The following is a 14,262-nucleotide window of genomic DNA, read 5'->3' as shown; positions in this document are numbered from 1 at the left end:
AGAAAATAATTTACCACCTAATAATGGGTGGAGAACCGTACCATAAATAGAGGCAGTTTTTTTGGAGACTAGCAGGCCTATGCAAAGAGAAGTATGGATAATGGACCAATGTAATTGTTTGTGAGGGATATGAAGTGAAGAATAAAAGTACGATTGTGATTGGCGCAGGAAATGCGGATGGTTGATGACTCTGTGGCAGCTAGTTGGATACATAAAAATGGAGGTTGGGTATTATGATGAATGATATGGTGCTGAGACAAGTGGAAGTGGTTCGAGCCATTACTCTCCAAAAGTTGGAGTCTATTACAGAAGATGTGGCTGATATTATGCCTAAGGGATTTAACAATACGATTCGTTGGAACGTTGGTCATATTTTAATTGTTCAAGATCAGCTTGCTTCGAACTTTGTAGGATTACCGCAACAACTTTCTCAAGAATTTATCACCCTATTTGGCAATCGGACGAGACCAAGCGAATGGCAGGTAGAACCGCCAACGTTGCAAACCTTATCCTATGAATTAAAAAAGCAAACTGCTTACATCAAGGAATCTCTCGAAAACCGCCTGCAGGAAAAAGCAACAAAACCCTTTGTTCGGCTTGGTTTTAAGATGGAAACAATCGGGGAAATTCTAGCGTTTAGTTTACACCATGAAGGAATGCATACGGGAGTTATTTATGCGATTCAACGAGCAATTGAAGGATCCAATAATTGAAGAAGCAGTGCTGAGTGCCATGCCGCAATCATCCAATTACGGTATGGCATAAATTCCAGCAATTCAGCGTATTCATATTTACTATCCATCCCAATTCGTCTATACGTAAGTCGGGTATTATAACAATTCATAAAAAATGCTCATTCTGCTATCAAGTCCGTGAGCAGTAAAGTAAAATTAACACGTGAACAGGAGATCAGCGACTCATCAAGACCTTTCTCATTTTTATTTTTTCGAACATCAGGTATATAACGGATTAAAGAAAATGAAAGAAGGTTGAGGTTATGAAGAGTAAAATTCATCGCTGTAATTGTAGTAATACTTGGACAGTACAAAACAGGAAGTGTTCTATTAGAGCAAATACAATGCTTTTGAATGGAAAATGGTATGTAGAATTGAAGCCTAAAAGGAAATCCAATCCTAAAGGATTTGTGGTAACAGATAGAAGTGAAGATATCATTATTAGCCCACCTAAGCACCTATTTGAAAATTTTAATAAAATAAAGAAGCTAGTATATGATAAAGAGAATGTCTTTTTTAATGTGCAGCAAGGGGAATATCTATATTTTGCAGAAGATGGAGCTTGTTATATTCTTCAAATCAAAAGGTAGGAATTTTTTCATATTCTTTTCCATCATGACAGAAAACATATCAATGGCTTCTGTTTTAATTTGGTATTACCTTCAACGTCTTCATTTACTGTTGTTTCAGATTCCTGAATTAAAGATAAAAAGTATTTCTTCCCTTTGATTTCAAAAATCGATTCTCCTTCACGGATTATTTCTTTGATTAATACTGCTGCATATCCATTTAATCTTTTCATTTAATTATCTCCAGACTTTAACTTCCTATTTTTCATTATGCTGTATTATTAGCTCCAAGGAACAGTGCCACTATATCATGTATAAAAACTGTTGGTATACTTGGTGTGGTGAACCGTATCATAAATAGATGCGGTTTCAAACAAATACGCTCTACAAAATTTTAGAAAGGCATTAGTTGCCAGAAGATTTTACTATCCCGCACAAATTTCCTGAGTTTATCTATTTAAAGGTTGTATTTATAAAAATAATGCATTAGGGATGTGACAAGATGAAATATAGTAAAACGATCATGACAAAATTAATAAATGAGCACCGTGAATTGCATGATGAGCTAAAGAAGATAAAAGTCGAAATGGGCTTAGAGAAAAATTTAGCCATTAAAGCACTATACCATTCAGCCGTAGCGGATAATGGTCCATATATGAAAGACTATCAAGCTTTAGATCGCTTGCACTAATAGTAAGGCCCTGTTTTGCTTTAGTCGCGGAGCAGGGTGTTTTTTGATTTTACCTTGAATTACGTGCTTAATTACACATCTATAAAACAAGCTAATAAGAAATGGTGTGTAAACACTAAACTGGGCAAATTTTATAAGAACCGATTAGGCTAATATAGGGGTCTAAAAAACTGCTAGTTAACTAGTTGCGGTGGACTGTACCATAAATAAATGGGGTTTTTAAGTACGTTTGAAATCAAATCACTAAAAGACAGATCCATTTTGAGTAAGCTTTTAGTGATTTGATTAAAAAGTTAAGGGCCTTGAAAAAATATTTCGGACGGTGACACCGTTCGCCCTGAATATATCTAATTATAAATTTCCTTTGATCTTCGCTATTACATCTGCATACTCAGTATCAGTTAAGTAAGTCTTACCGGGATTCATTTCAAAAGTCGATCCCCAGTTATCTTTTCCCTCATATTTTGGGACCACGTGCATATGTAGATGATGCAATGTGTCTCCATATGCACCATAATTAATCTTATTTGGTTGAAAGGCATTGTCCACAGCAATTGCCACCCTTTTTACATCGTTCATAAATAAAGATAATTCCTGTTCGTTAAGGTCAAAAAGTTCCTTTACATGATCCTGATATACAACGTTACATCTGCCTAGATAGGTTTGCTCTTTAAATAGAAAGATTGTGGAAACATCTAGTTTAGCTATCTCAATCATAAGATTGTCTCGTTTTTCATCTTCCATACAATACATACAATTTTTATTTAATTCCATCTCTCATCCTCACTTTAATCTAATTTAGTCTTGGCGGCTAATTATCCTTTTCATAATTTACTATGCTCGAGTAAGATACTATTGTATAGTTTAACTGACTTCAAAAGGAATATACGGGAATTAGTTATTGGAAATAATAAATATATTCCCCTTTTATAAATGGAAAACGGCAAATTAAAAAGCGCCTCATTTAGATTAGTCACGGAGAGCCGCACCATAGTAACGGTGAAAAATAAAGATTAACAAAATTTCGTTTTTTATTAACTAGAATAATAAATCCCCCTATTAAAACCTTTTTAATAGGGGGATTATGTTTATTTATTGTATTATCTGCCTGGCCTTGACACTTACTGGTACATTGGTCAATTTTTCGCCTGAACTTGATGATTCGATTATCGGTGTTCCGCCGGCTTCATTTAAGTAATAGATGATTTGAAAGAGTGATAGTGAGATGATGCGTAAGTTTCTAATAAATTTGAATTACTTCAAAGTTTTGACTGTCTTTATTATTCGTATTCCCATTCCCATTGTTTTCGATTGTTTCTGGAGGATCAACTACCGGTTCTTTATGATCATCTACCACAGTAGGATTTTTTAAGACACGAGACATGAAAGCAGAAAACTCAGCTCTTGTTATAGTTTGGTTGGGTTTAAAAGTGTTATCTTCATAACCAGAAGTGATATTATTGGTTGCTAAAGCTTGAATATCTTTATAAGCCCAATATTTGGTATCTAAGTCTTTGAAAGATACTTTTGTATTTTTCTCTTCTAATTGAAAAGCTCGATTAAGGATGGCTGCCATTTCAGCTCTCGTTAATGTATTGTCAGGATAAAAGTATCCATTATTGCCAAAGAAAATGCCTTCGTCGATAACAGTTGCAATTGTATCATATCCATATGATTTTTTTGTTACATCATAAAGGTTAATATTAGGGCGGTTAGAAGTATCCAGTTCTAAAGCTCTAACAATCATTGTAGCTGCATCTACTCTTTTAATAGAATCGTTAGGACCAAAGTTTCCATTAGAGTATCCATTAATAATTTTCTTTGTTGATAAATAGTCTATTTCGTCCTTTGCCCAATACTTGCTTGATATATCTTTAAATGTCGTTTTTGCAGTAACAGTAAATCCTAGAAAAAAGGGGCTTACTAAGAAAACTGCAAGAATGAATAGTCCAATTTTCTTCATTTTATAACCCCTCGTATTAATTTACTTTATAATCCTTTGAAAATACTTTTTTTCCTTTAATATCATAGGCTTCTATTCTTACATTATCGCCTGAGCTCAAATCAATTATACCAAGGCTATAAGTGTTATCTCCCTCATAATGCATGTCTTTAGAATTAGCAGTAACCCTGTTAACAGTGTCATTGCTAATAGCAGTAATCCTGCTAGCATAAGCTAAAGGAGTAATTGTCACGTTACTAATAGGTTCTTTAGCAATTTCTTGGTTTCCATTTTCAGTAGTGCCATTTAAAACAAAGGGTAAAATAATATTATTTGCTAGCTTTTTCCCTTTTTCTGACATAATCTCTTTGGAGATATTTAGTTTATACGTTATATTTTCCTGATAAGCATTCTTCGGGGTGACAATAATTGACTTTTTATCCTCAGAAAGGGCGACATCTGTAAAAAATAATCGATAGCGTTCATCTTCAATATAAACAGTTGTTTTTTTAATTGATGATTCTTTTAAAGGCTGACTAAAGGAAACTGTCCAAACTTTATTAGTTTCACTTATTGTTTTAGTACTCCAAACGTCTGTATCGTTGGAGGAACCCAGTGTTGTTATGGGCATAATGAGTAGCATGGTAAAAACAAATAAGATGGTTGCTATTCTCCATTTTTTCTTAATCATTACTCCTGCACCACCTGAACCGTTATTTCATCCATTCGATTTTCATCTAACAACTTTTGTAAATTCGTTGGAGTCTTTAATAAATCATATAGAGTATATGTTTTACCCGCAGTGGTATAGCGGTCTCTTTGCTTAATTATTGTGGTCGTACTTTGTTCATATGGGACTTTAACAATTCTTTTATCTAAAAGGTTATCGTTTATGTCGTATACTAATACCTCAAAATCAAATCCGCTTGTATCGGGTAAACGAGTAAAACCAAAATCATAAAGTTTATTACCAGAAAGGGATTGTAGATGTAAATTATCTATTACTTTTGTTATTTGCAAATCGGCGCCATTTTTTTTCGGGGTCACTTCAATACGTTTAATTAATCGATTTGCAGGTGAACCATGATTAATGGTAACATCAATATTCGTAACGGATTCGGTTGTACTGCCCTGAACAAGATCCTGACGTTTATGGATAATATCAATTACATCTATATACCGTTTTGGAGAAAGTACATTTATCTTTCTTGGTGTATAATCCTTAATAATGGTATTGATTTTCCGAGAACCGGACATTAATTCTTCAAAGGTTAAAGAATAGGTACTAATTCTAAAAATATATGACGGGTTTGGGGTACCAAAAGCGTACGAGGAATCTATGTTTTCAACAATGGGACCTGTAATAGTTAGTTCGTAATCCTTATTCTCTCCCCATAATAGGTCTCCTGAACTTGCTGAACTTGCTGGATCAGGGTAAATCAACAATTTATTATCAGATATCACTAATCTAATGGGTACCTCATTACCAGCATGTATTAGTTTAATTTCAGTGAAAGGTCCATACGTGGTAGAGGATGGTAATGGGCCTATACGACCTGACGAGAATTGTATTAGCTTATCAAATTCAATCACAATAGCATATGGATTGCTAGTTCCAGGTCTAAAGGCATCCAGATAGCCTACATCCGGGTCTTTCACGATATCTGCCTTTGATTTCATAGGGAAGACAATATTACTTATTAAAAATAGTATTGCTAATATAACAATCGTTTTACGGAACACATTGTACTTTTTTAGAGAAACCATTTTTTCACCTTCCTGTTTAATATTCCAAATGTAGTATAATATTCCTATATAAAAATATAACATTATTAATATGAGTTCTCAAGGTGTCGTAAGATTACTTTTATAGTAGTTTGGCAGCTGATTATAGTTGGTAGATAATGCAAATACTTAGAAGTAATTATGAAGTAACTAGTATCTTTACTATTAGAACCGCTAATTAAGATGTTACGGTGAACCGTAACATAAGCAGCGGCAATTTTTTAACTAAAAGGATTTACCGCAGAGGAAAAACATAAAAACTATAAATGAAAAAGCCGTCCGGATAATCCTGTTGGGTTTAATTAATGGTTGAAAAAAAATCACCTGGTGAAATTCTAGGTGTCAATCAAAATAGGTTTAGGACAATAAAAACATATTCAAACTTCATTTTTAATCGGAAATCTAAATATAAATTTTTCAAATGAATACCATACCAAATGAAAAAGCATGTGACATATGATAGCTGCTGCAAGTCCATTTTGCCAGTACAACCAGCCGCATATTAAACCGACTAATAGATTCATAGTGAAAGAGTAGAAAAGAATGGTTTTAGTCACAGGAGTCTTCATTTGGTAGATTCCTGGCAGGTGAGCAAGGGCAAATAAAAGGCTTGCAAGTAAATTGGCCGCACAAATAGAGAAGATTGATGGAGCACTTAAAAGGTTGCCAATCCAGACAAAAAAACTCATTATACCAAAACGGAAGATAACTTCCTCGACGATTCATCTTGGTTCCTCCTCAGTCCCGATATTTCCCAGGAAAATTTTGATGGCCTCTCTTACCCACTCCACTTCGTCCGGTGCAAGCGGCAAAGTTTGCATTGGATCTTCTTTCTCTAGTTCAAAGCCATCTACTTCTTTAAAAAAAGAATGCAGGTCCTCACCGACTATTTCTTGGAGCATATCCATTAATTTGAGTATTAGTTGTTGAACATCTGCACCGGCAGGATTGCTTCCAGATTTGTTTTTTAATTCAGAAAGGATAGCCGCAAATTTTTTTTCAAAAGTCTGCTGTTTTTCTGTTGAAATGCTAAATATTTCCTCCAACCTTTCTTCAGAGTAAATTCCTTTTAGCCATTCTTTGTGTTCATCCTGGAGCTGAATTCCTTGGATAATGGAGATAAAAATACTTGCATCAATTGGACCTTGCTCGTCAGCCAGATGAATAGCATGTTCTAATGCATTGAGAACTCTTTTCATTTGGCAAAGCTTTTCTTCCATGAGCTTTTTCTGAAACTGTAAGGACTCCTTCACATTCCAATGGTTTTGAAAAAGCAGCCCTTTCATTTGTTCTAGGGAAAAACCAAGAAACTTTAATGTAACAATTTTTTGCATCGTCACAAAATGGGAATAATTATAAAACCTTCTTCCGCTCTCTGTACGTTGTGGAGTTAAAAGTCCCAGTTCATCATAATAGTGCAGCGTTCGGACACTCACTCCTGTTCTTTTTGCAAATTCCCCAACCGAATAGTGCTCTGTCATCTTAATCTCCCCCTCTTTTAATTCCTATCCTTATCATAAAACATCACGTTACGTTAGGTTCAAGGGAAATTAATTAAGTTAAAAATATGATGCCTATGGTATAAGGTTTTGAAAAAGCTGCAGATTAAATAGGTGCGGTGAGTCATGCTGTAAATAAATGAGGTTGATGAATGATAAAAAAAGGATGCCTTATTTTAAAAGACATCCTTTCCCATGTGCTTATTTTGTATAGTTATCGAAGTAACCTTGAATATAAATCATTGGCGTTCCTTTGTCACCGCTGCCGGAGGTTAAATCAGACAATGATCCAATTAAGTCCGTTAATCTGCGTGGTGTAGTCCCTTGTGCTTCCATTGCACCGACAAGGTCTTCATTTTTATTCTGGATATATTCAGAAATGGCTTGTTTTAACTCATTTCCACGCAGGTGTGAGAAGTTATTATCTGCTAAATATTTCAATTTCACTTCATTTGGTGTGCCGTCAAGTCCTGCTGTATAAGCGGGTGATACAACTGGATCTGCCAACTCCCAAATCTTTCCTACTGGATCTTTGAAGGCACCATCGCCGTAAACCATTACTTCGACTGTTTTACCTGTTACTTCTTTAAGTTTGGTTTGAATATTATCAACAATTGGCTGACAGTTATTTGGGAAGAGCTTTACGCTGTCTTCCGTTGCTTTATTGGATCCCAGCAAGCCATAAGCCTCGTTAAATCCACTGCCATTGATTGATTCCCTTAGAATATCATCAAGGCCATATACATTTTTAGCCCCATGATTTTCTAAAATACGCTTTGTTCTAAAACGTGAATGAATATCACAAGTTAACACATTCTTTGTAAAGTCTAAAATCGTTTTTGGATTGTTTGAGAAGACTACTTCACAATTTGCCCCTTCGGCTTCGATTAGACTTTTATAATAATCAATATAGTCAACACCTGTAAATCGATGTTTGTTATAACCAAAATGCTTGCGGAAATCAGCTTCGGATAGTACGTCTGTCCAAGGATTAATTCCTTTTATGTCCAGATCGTCAATATCTACAAGGTGGTTTCCCACTTCATCAGATGGGTAGCTTAACATTAAGACTACATCCTTTGTTCCCTTTGCAATCCCTTTCAAGCAGTTCGCAAAGCGATTGCGGCTTAGGATTGGAAAAGTTACACCAACGGTTTCTTCACCAAATTTACGATTAATATCTGTTGCAATATGGTCAATTGTTGCATAGTTCCCTTGAGCGCGCGCTACAACCGATTCCGTGATAGTGACGATGTCACGATTTTCAATAGAGAAGCCTTCTATCTTTGCTGTATTTAATACAGTATTTACGACAATTTCTTCAATGTTATCGCCTTGATTAATGATTGGTCCGCGAAGTCCGCGTACGACTGTTCCAACTACTCTTTCCAATATAATCTCTCCTCAAATATGAGTCTTATTTCGTTAAATAAAGTACATTTTTTACCCTATACTACTATACCCTTATTAGATGATATTAGTAAAATTAATGTTTATAATATCCCATATAAGGAGGGCTTATATGGTTGGGAAATTAGATTTATATCGTATTTTTAATGTTGTTAGCCGGAATAAAAGTTTTTCAAAGGCAGCACAGGAACTATATATGACACAATCTGCTGTCAGTCAATCCATTTCAAAGCTGGAGAATGAATTAGATATACAGCTTTTCTATCGAACAGCAAAGGGCGTGCAACTAACAAATGAAGGAAATTTGTTATATGAACACGTGAACTCAGCCTTAGGAATTATTGATGTGGCGGAAGATAAATTATTAGAATTTAAGCAATTAAAGATTGGAGAATTACGAATCGGGGTTGGAGATACAATTTCTCATTATTTTCTATTGCCCTATTTGGAGGAATTTCACTTCAAATACCCAGGAATTAAATTAACGATATTGAATGGAACAACAACAGAAATTTGTGCATTTATTAAATCAGGAAAGGCTGACTTAGGGATATGTAACTTACCTATACAAGACGAGCAAATCCAAGCTATACCATGTAAGGAGATTCAGGATATTTTTGTTTGTGGAGAAAAATATAAAAGAATGACTGAGAATCCGATTAGTTTTGAGTATTTAATGAAAATGCCGTTAATATTCTTGGAAAAAAAGTCAAATTCGAGAATTTTTGTAGAAAACTTTTTGAAAAAGAAGGGATTTCAAGTTTCACCTGTATTTGAACTTGGATCCTATGATTTATTAATAGAATTTACAAGAATAAATTTAGGTATTTCCTGCATTATAAAAGAGTTTTCAAAGGATTACATAGCAAGAGGAGATTTATACGAGATATTGTTAGAAGAGGAAATACCAAAAAGGAGCATCGGCATTTGTTATTTAAAAGGTGTTTCGCTATCACGTGCTGCGAAAAGGTTTGTAGAAAGTATTCATAAGGTCTGAAGTTGTAACACTATATTTTCATGCAGTACGGTGACCTTATCATAAATAGATACAGTTTTATATCTAAAATTAATGACATTGAATCAGATTATAAATAATGACGATTGGAGTCTTAAAGAGAGTTAAAAAACCGAGGAATAAAAAATTCCTCGGTTTTTGCAGATGGTCGCGAAACCACTTTAGGCTCTCAAAAAGTCAAATGTGTTCCCTACCGTTTATAAGTAAATACAATTCATTCTACTTTTATTTTAAAGCGGAAATACAGGGCACTCTAGAATTATGACTGAAAAGTAATGCAACAACGGATGAATTTTCGCTCTTTTTTATTATAACAGTTAATATATCGATATAATTGATTCTCTTGTTTTTAATACTTATCTTACTAAGTCAGTAAAGGCAAATTTTACATACCACTATATAAAAGAGAAGGATGGGATAAAAGATGATAAAATAAAAACAGCTAAAAAATAAATGAAGTGCAAGGGAGAGTGTGAAATGAATATCAATGTACATCATTCGCCTGATTATTCATCCGTTCCCAAAGACAATTTAATCCTAGAGCATTATGGAATAAACGAGCTAAATTTCGAATCGGTTAAAAGGTATCAGGAAAAGTTTTCAAATATGAAACCTAATCATCCTTGGAGCGGACTAGAAATTAAGGAGTTTTTATACAAGATTGGCGCCTGGGGAAAGGTAAGAAATACAAATGAAGAAGGCTTGACTCTTGCTGGTTTATTGATGTTCAGCGAGGAAAGGATCATTACTGAAGTATTACCGCAATATTTCCTTGAATATCGGGAAAGCCTGGAAGAGAAGCTGGATGAAGACTGGTCGAAACGATTTACTTCACAGGATGGTACTTGGTCAGGTAATGTATTTGATTTCTATCTTAAAACAAGTGACGATTTAATAGACGATCTCCAATCCTTACCGTTTAATGACCGTTTTGCTCCGAATGCCCAAAATGCATCTATATATTGCCTTCATGAATCATTAATAAATGCATTGGTTCATGCTGATTATTACGGTGAAGGAGGTATTGTGATTGAGAAAGAAAGAGGTCTATTACGTTTTTCTAACCCTGGCCTTTTTCGGATACCAGTAGAACAAGCACTAGAAGGCAATATAAGTAATCTGCGTAATCCTAACTTATTTAAAATGTTCATTTTAATTGGCCTTTGTAAAAGAACCGGTTCTGGGCTGAAACAGATTAAAACTATATGGACAGGCTATGATGAAGATGCTTTTGATTTGGTTCAAGATGAAGAGTCAAAGCGTACGATTCTTACATTGCATATAAAAGATAGTGTAACGGAAGAAAGTTCAGAGAATACAGCAGAAAACGATCCTTTATTATTTCCCGAAGAAGAAGAGTTGTTTATGTCGGATTTTAACGGAATAGAGAGCTCCTATAATAACGATTCGAACTCCGTGAATAACGAGGATAACTCCTATAATAACGGGTCCGACTCCATAAATAGCGAAAATAACTCCTATAATAAGGACGTTTACTCCTATAATAACGATCTTAACTCCGTGAATAACGAGGATAGCTCCTATAATAACACACTGAACTCCTATAATAACGATGTAGACTCCGACAATAACGAAGTAGCAGCTGCTGTCGAAAATTTGAACTCCTATAATAACGATGAACTGATTATAGTAGATGAAAAAGAAGATCTAACAGAGAGACTTTCGACAAATGGAGATAAAGTTGAGGAAATGAATCAAGCTTCACCAGAAGAAGTAGAGAGAAAAATATGGGAAATATCAGAGTTAGCTAGAAGAAAAAAACGTTTATCTTTGAATGTCATGGAGGATATCATCGTGAGACTTTGTGCCCAGAGACCTCTCATGTTAAGAGAATTAGCTGTCTTACTGGAGCGGACACCTGATGGACTACGGAATAATTATTTAGCTAAGTTAGTAGATAAAGGAGAATTGAGACTGAAATATCCGGATCAAGTAAATCATCCGAAGCAAGCCTATATCATTGTAGAGAAGCAGGAAAAGTAATGATACAGAGAAAAGTAGCTCTGTATCATTTTTTGTGTGAAGAGGAACAAATAGCAGCATCCATTTACTGTTTACTTATGGTAAAGAAAATAGTTTCTCTAATATAGTAATAGTTTTTGTTACAACTCCTTTAATATCATTTGCTATTGAGTGCATAATGGCATGCCTAAATGAACAATAGTAAGTTTATTAAACAAATAAAACAGAGAATAGTATTGTTGTTAAGGATACAACCGATGTTGTGAACATAACAGAAAAAGTACCTGGCCCCCCTCTGAAAATTTGTTCCACGTGAAACAAGCAGTAGTGAGAAGAAAATTGCTGCTATTTAAACAAAAGGATAGAAAATGCAGCAGTTCGCTAATTTATATCAGTATACAGAATGTAACAAAAAAATCATGGAGTATGTTATATAATATAGTTAAATTATCCTATTTATATACTAAACTAATTTTCGGTAATCCGTACACGAAAGGAGAGGCTTATGGTACAGGAGGATTTAAGCTTTATTAGCCATCTAAAAAAAGGGGAAGTAATTGCTAGCGATATTTATTTTAATAAGACCCTTCTAGTAAAAGCTGGTACGGTTGTAAATAATGAGTTGTTAAAAAATTTAGAGAATTGGGGAGTTACAAAACTGCAGCCTAAAAAACAGTTTCCCCCTAAAAAAAATAAGATAGAAAATCTAGTTAAACAAAAGGAAAAGATCTTTTATTCAAAAGAATTATTTGATATTAAAGTGTTATTTTATGAAAGCCTGCAATATGTAGTGAGTGAGGCTAGGTATGGATTAGTCCTTAACAGTGATGTAGAGCTTTCATGGCTTGAAAATCTATTTATATCTTCATTATTAGACAGCCGGATTTCCACACTCTTATTCTCATTAAAAAAACAGGACCCTTATAGTTATTTCCACTCTTTTGATGTATTTCTATTAGGTTCCTTATTAGCGAGAGAGTCAGGTATAAAGGATATTCGTTCTTTTGCGATAGGGTGTCTTATTTATGACATAGGTAAATTAAAAATTAATAGGAAACTATTACAAAAAGATGATACTCTTTCAAAGACAGAATATGAGGAAATGCAGAAACATACCGTATATGGGATAAATGTATTGATAGAGAATGACCTTCCACTCATCTATAGGGATCTAATAAAGTCCCATCATGAACGCTTAGATGGATCAGGATATCCTGAAGGGCTGACAAGTGAATTTCTCTCAGAGGAAATAAGGTTATTAGCAGTTGTCGATACATACTCTGCACTTACTTTGCAGCGACCATACAGGAAAAATCCGTTTTCCTCTATCAAAGCTATTGAGCTATTGTTAAGCAAAGAAAATAAGTATGATATTAAATATGTGATTAGCTTAATGGAATTAATTAAGATTTATCCAAAGGACTGTATTGTCAAACTATCAAATGGAAAAAGAGCAAGAATAAAGTCAGTAAATGAGAATCAACCTTATTTTCCAATTCTAGAGGAACTTGATACAGCCAAAGTCTATGAATTGCCATTAAATTTTTCTATTACAATTGTTCGTTTTATTGAATGGGAGAATATAGTCGATGTAAAACCAGATAGTGAAATCAATAAAAAGGAAATATATTGGAATTATTTCTTTAATGAATTTATTAATGGGGATTTGGAAGAGGCGATGAATTACTTTCCTATGGTTACAGAGGGAATGGCGTCAAATAACATTTTTATTGACGTGATTATCCGTCTAATTAAAGAGGTAGAGACCAAACGGATTGATGGCCAGCTTTCGATTGGAGAAGAGCATGATGCTCTCTTGAAAATAAAAGAAATTATCTCGTTAACGCTCGTATAATATTTTTTGTAAATGGCCTATGGTGCTTGTGTTATGCGTCTATTAAGATATTAATGATAAATAAAATACATGATTACATTCACCATAGGCGATATATTGCAGATTATTATTATATGAAATACTTGTAGAAAGTTCCCCAATTTTCTTGTCTAGCAAACTAGGAATAGGCAGACATAAAGGTAATTATTATTGAAGCTTAATCTAGATGGGGGTATGCGTCGAATAAAAACTTATCTCCATATCGAATAGCTGTTAATGCAAGCGGTAATTCACGTCTAAATATTTCATAGTGTTTTGCGAATACATCTTGGTTATATTGTCCTTAATCTATATATAAATAAACACAATAATATAAGGAAAATCCATTAGTTCTTCATTCAGCTAATACCTCATCTCTCATATGATTAATTTTATCCCATGCATAATGAATTCCAATTGTTAAAAATAGCTCACCAGTTAAAACAGAATGTGTTAGTGTGTAAAGCCTTGGAATAATGGGATTCGCAGCAGAAACACCATCCATATATTCCACAGATAGATTTTCAGGAATGAATGTGCTTAAGCAATCAACTCCAATTATTTTTTAAATTATTATGTTAATTTTCATTCAGTATTCATTATTCAGGAGACCGGTTCCTGATTCTATTGGATATTTAAGTTAATGGTTTGGAAAAATAATTAGGCAGCTCCATGTTTAGAAGGAGCTGCCTTTCGTTTTGAAGCAGAAGATTAGAAAAGAATGAGGAACAGTGGTTTTTGTAAGTCTGGGTAAACTTAAT

General features: G+C 34.2%; 15 protein-coding genes and 1 pseudogene. 6 read left to right on the top strand and 10 right to left on the bottom strand.

Annotated elements, in window-relative coordinates; all coding sequences use genetic code 11:
- The first annotated feature begins 233 nt into the window (after positions 1–233).
- Complete coding sequence (locus F4V44_RS23775) at positions 234–713, top strand: DinB family protein (protein ID WP_150442495.1); 480 nt, start codon at positions 234–236, stop codon at positions 711–713.
- Here F4V44_RS23775 and F4V44_RS27615 read toward each other — a convergent pair.
- The gene (locus tag F4V44_RS27615; protein ID WP_191090830.1) at positions 683–844 is read right to left on the bottom strand and encodes a hypothetical protein; all 162 of its coding nucleotides are present in this window, start codon (positions 842–844) and stop codon (positions 683–685) included. The two genes, F4V44_RS23775 and F4V44_RS27615, sit on opposite strands and share 31 nt — an antisense overlap.
- A gap of 153 nt (positions 845–997) precedes the next feature.
- Between F4V44_RS27615 and F4V44_RS23770 the strand changes: the two genes are divergently transcribed.
- Complete coding sequence (locus F4V44_RS23770) at positions 998–1,324, top strand: hypothetical protein (protein ID WP_150442494.1); 327 nt, start codon at positions 998–1,000, stop codon at positions 1,322–1,324.
- Between the two features lie 23 nt (positions 1,325–1,347).
- Here the strand turns inward: F4V44_RS23770 and F4V44_RS23765 are convergent, their stop codons facing one another.
- Positions 1,348–1,536: a hypothetical protein gene (locus F4V44_RS23765; protein WP_150442493.1), complete on the bottom strand. Its 189-nt coding sequence runs from the start codon at positions 1,534–1,536 to the stop codon at positions 1,348–1,350.
- A gap of 269 nt (positions 1,537–1,805) precedes the next feature.
- Here F4V44_RS23765 and F4V44_RS23760 point away from each other — a divergent pair, with 269 nt between their 5' ends.
- Positions 1,806–1,994, top strand: coding sequence for a hypothetical protein (locus F4V44_RS23760; RefSeq protein WP_150442492.1), 189 nt, complete (start codon positions 1,806–1,808; stop codon positions 1,992–1,994).
- Positions 1,995–2,345: 351 nt separating this feature from the next.
- Here the strand turns inward: F4V44_RS23760 and F4V44_RS23755 are convergent, their stop codons facing one another.
- From F4V44_RS23755 to F4V44_RS23725, 7 genes are all read right to left on the bottom strand, one after another.
- A complete protein-coding gene (locus F4V44_RS23755; protein ID WP_150442491.1) occupies positions 2,346–2,768 on the bottom strand; it encodes an HIT family protein in 423 nt (140 codons plus the stop codon).
- 466 nt (positions 2,769–3,234) lie between these two features.
- Positions 3,235–3,957 (bottom strand): S-layer homology domain-containing protein, encoded by a 723-nt coding sequence (locus tag F4V44_RS23750; protein ID WP_150442490.1) that lies wholly within the window; start codon positions 3,955–3,957, stop codon positions 3,235–3,237.
- A 16-nt stretch (positions 3,958–3,973) separates the two neighbouring features.
- A complete protein-coding gene (locus F4V44_RS23745; RefSeq protein WP_150442489.1) occupies positions 3,974–4,627 on the bottom strand; it encodes an Ig-like domain-containing protein in 654 nt (217 codons plus the stop codon).
- On the bottom strand, positions 4,627–5,703 hold the full coding sequence (locus F4V44_RS23740) for a hypothetical protein (protein WP_150442488.1): 1,077 nt from the start codon (positions 5,701–5,703) through the stop codon (positions 4,627–4,629). Before F4V44_RS23740 ends, F4V44_RS23745 begins: the two co-directional genes overlap by 1 nt.
- A gap of 395 nt (positions 5,704–6,098) precedes the next feature.
- Positions 6,099–6,443: a CPBP family glutamic-type intramembrane protease gene (locus tag F4V44_RS28475; RefSeq protein WP_396897515.1), complete on the bottom strand. Its 345-nt coding sequence runs from the start codon at positions 6,441–6,443 to the stop codon at positions 6,099–6,101.
- On the bottom strand, positions 6,444–7,202 hold the full coding sequence (locus F4V44_RS23730; RefSeq protein WP_150442486.1) for a MerR family transcriptional regulator: 759 nt from the start codon (positions 7,200–7,202) through the stop codon (positions 6,444–6,446). It lies immediately after the preceding gene.
- 219 nt (positions 7,203–7,421) lie between these two features.
- Positions 7,422–8,612: a coenzyme F420-0:L-glutamate ligase gene (locus F4V44_RS23725; RefSeq protein ID WP_150442485.1), complete on the bottom strand. Its 1,191-nt coding sequence runs from the start codon at positions 8,610–8,612 to the stop codon at positions 7,422–7,424.
- Positions 8,613–8,742: 130 nt separating this feature from the next.
- Between F4V44_RS23725 and F4V44_RS23720 the strand changes: the two genes are divergently transcribed.
- The 3 genes from F4V44_RS23720 to F4V44_RS23710 all read left to right on the top strand — a co-directional run bounded on the left by F4V44_RS23720 (position 8,743) and on the right by F4V44_RS23710 (position 13,483).
- Positions 8,743–9,627, top strand: coding sequence for a LysR family transcriptional regulator (locus F4V44_RS23720; RefSeq protein WP_150442484.1), 885 nt, complete (start codon positions 8,743–8,745; stop codon positions 9,625–9,627).
- A gap of 495 nt (positions 9,628–10,122) precedes the next feature.
- Positions 10,123–11,649 (top strand): putative DNA binding domain-containing protein, encoded by a 1,527-nt coding sequence (locus F4V44_RS23715; RefSeq protein WP_150442483.1) that lies wholly within the window; start codon positions 10,123–10,125, stop codon positions 11,647–11,649.
- 484 nt (positions 11,650–12,133) lie between these two features.
- Positions 12,134–13,483, top strand: a complete 1,350-nt coding sequence (locus tag F4V44_RS23710) for an HD-GYP domain-containing protein (RefSeq protein WP_150442482.1) — start codon at positions 12,134–12,136, stop codon at positions 13,481–13,483.
- Between the two features lie 196 nt (positions 13,484–13,679).
- Here F4V44_RS23710 and F4V44_RS23705 read toward each other — a convergent pair.
- Positions 13,680–14,033 (bottom strand): annotated as a pseudogene (locus F4V44_RS23705) (staygreen family protein).
- Between the last annotated feature and the right edge of the window lie 229 nt (positions 14,034–14,262).

It is taken from the genome of Niallia endozanthoxylica, from assembly GCF_008710145.1.
Taxonomy (GTDB): Bacteria; Bacillota; Bacilli; order Bacillales; family Cytobacillaceae; genus Bacillus_BD; species Bacillus_BD endozanthoxylica.
This window is presented reverse-complemented; position numbering and strand designations above follow the sequence as displayed.

Excerpts from the sequence above, each read along its gene's own strand:
- F4V44_RS23775 (WP_150442495.1), top strand. The coding sequence starts at position 234 with ATGATGAATGATATGGTGCTGAGACAAGTGGAAGTGGTTCGAGCCATT.
- F4V44_RS27615 (WP_191090830.1), bottom strand. The coding sequence starts at position 844 with ATGAATTGTTATAATACCCGACTTACGTATAGACGAATTGGGATGGAT.
- F4V44_RS23770 (WP_150442494.1), top strand. The coding sequence starts at position 998 with ATGAAGAGTAAAATTCATCGCTGTAATTGTAGTAATACTTGGACAGTA.
- F4V44_RS23765 (WP_150442493.1), bottom strand. The coding sequence starts at position 1,536 with ATGAAAAGATTAAATGGATATGCAGCAGTATTAATCAAAGAAATAATC.
- F4V44_RS23760 (WP_150442492.1), top strand. The coding sequence starts at position 1,806 with ATGAAATATAGTAAAACGATCATGACAAAATTAATAAATGAGCACCGT.
- F4V44_RS23755 (WP_150442491.1), bottom strand. The coding sequence starts at position 2,768 with ATGGAATTAAATAAAAATTGTATGTATTGTATGGAAGATGAAAAACGA.
- F4V44_RS23750 (WP_150442490.1), bottom strand. The coding sequence starts at position 3,957 with ATGAAGAAAATTGGACTATTCATTCTTGCAGTTTTCTTAGTAAGCCCC.
- F4V44_RS23745 (WP_150442489.1), bottom strand. The coding sequence starts at position 4,627 with ATGATTAAGAAAAAATGGAGAATAGCAACCATCTTATTTGTTTTTACC.
- F4V44_RS23740 (WP_150442488.1), bottom strand. The coding sequence starts at position 5,703 with ATGGTTTCTCTAAAAAAGTACAATGTGTTCCGTAAAACGATTGTTATA.
- F4V44_RS23730 (WP_150442486.1), bottom strand. The coding sequence starts at position 7,202 with ATGACAGAGCACTATTCGGTTGGGGAATTTGCAAAAAGAACAGGAGTG.
- F4V44_RS23720 (WP_150442484.1), top strand. The coding sequence starts at position 8,743 with ATGGTTGGGAAATTAGATTTATATCGTATTTTTAATGTTGTTAGCCGG.
- F4V44_RS23715 (WP_150442483.1), top strand. The coding sequence starts at position 10,123 with ATGAATATCAATGTACATCATTCGCCTGATTATTCATCCGTTCCCAAA.
- F4V44_RS23710 (WP_150442482.1), top strand. The coding sequence starts at position 12,134 with ATGGTACAGGAGGATTTAAGCTTTATTAGCCATCTAAAAAAAGGGGAA.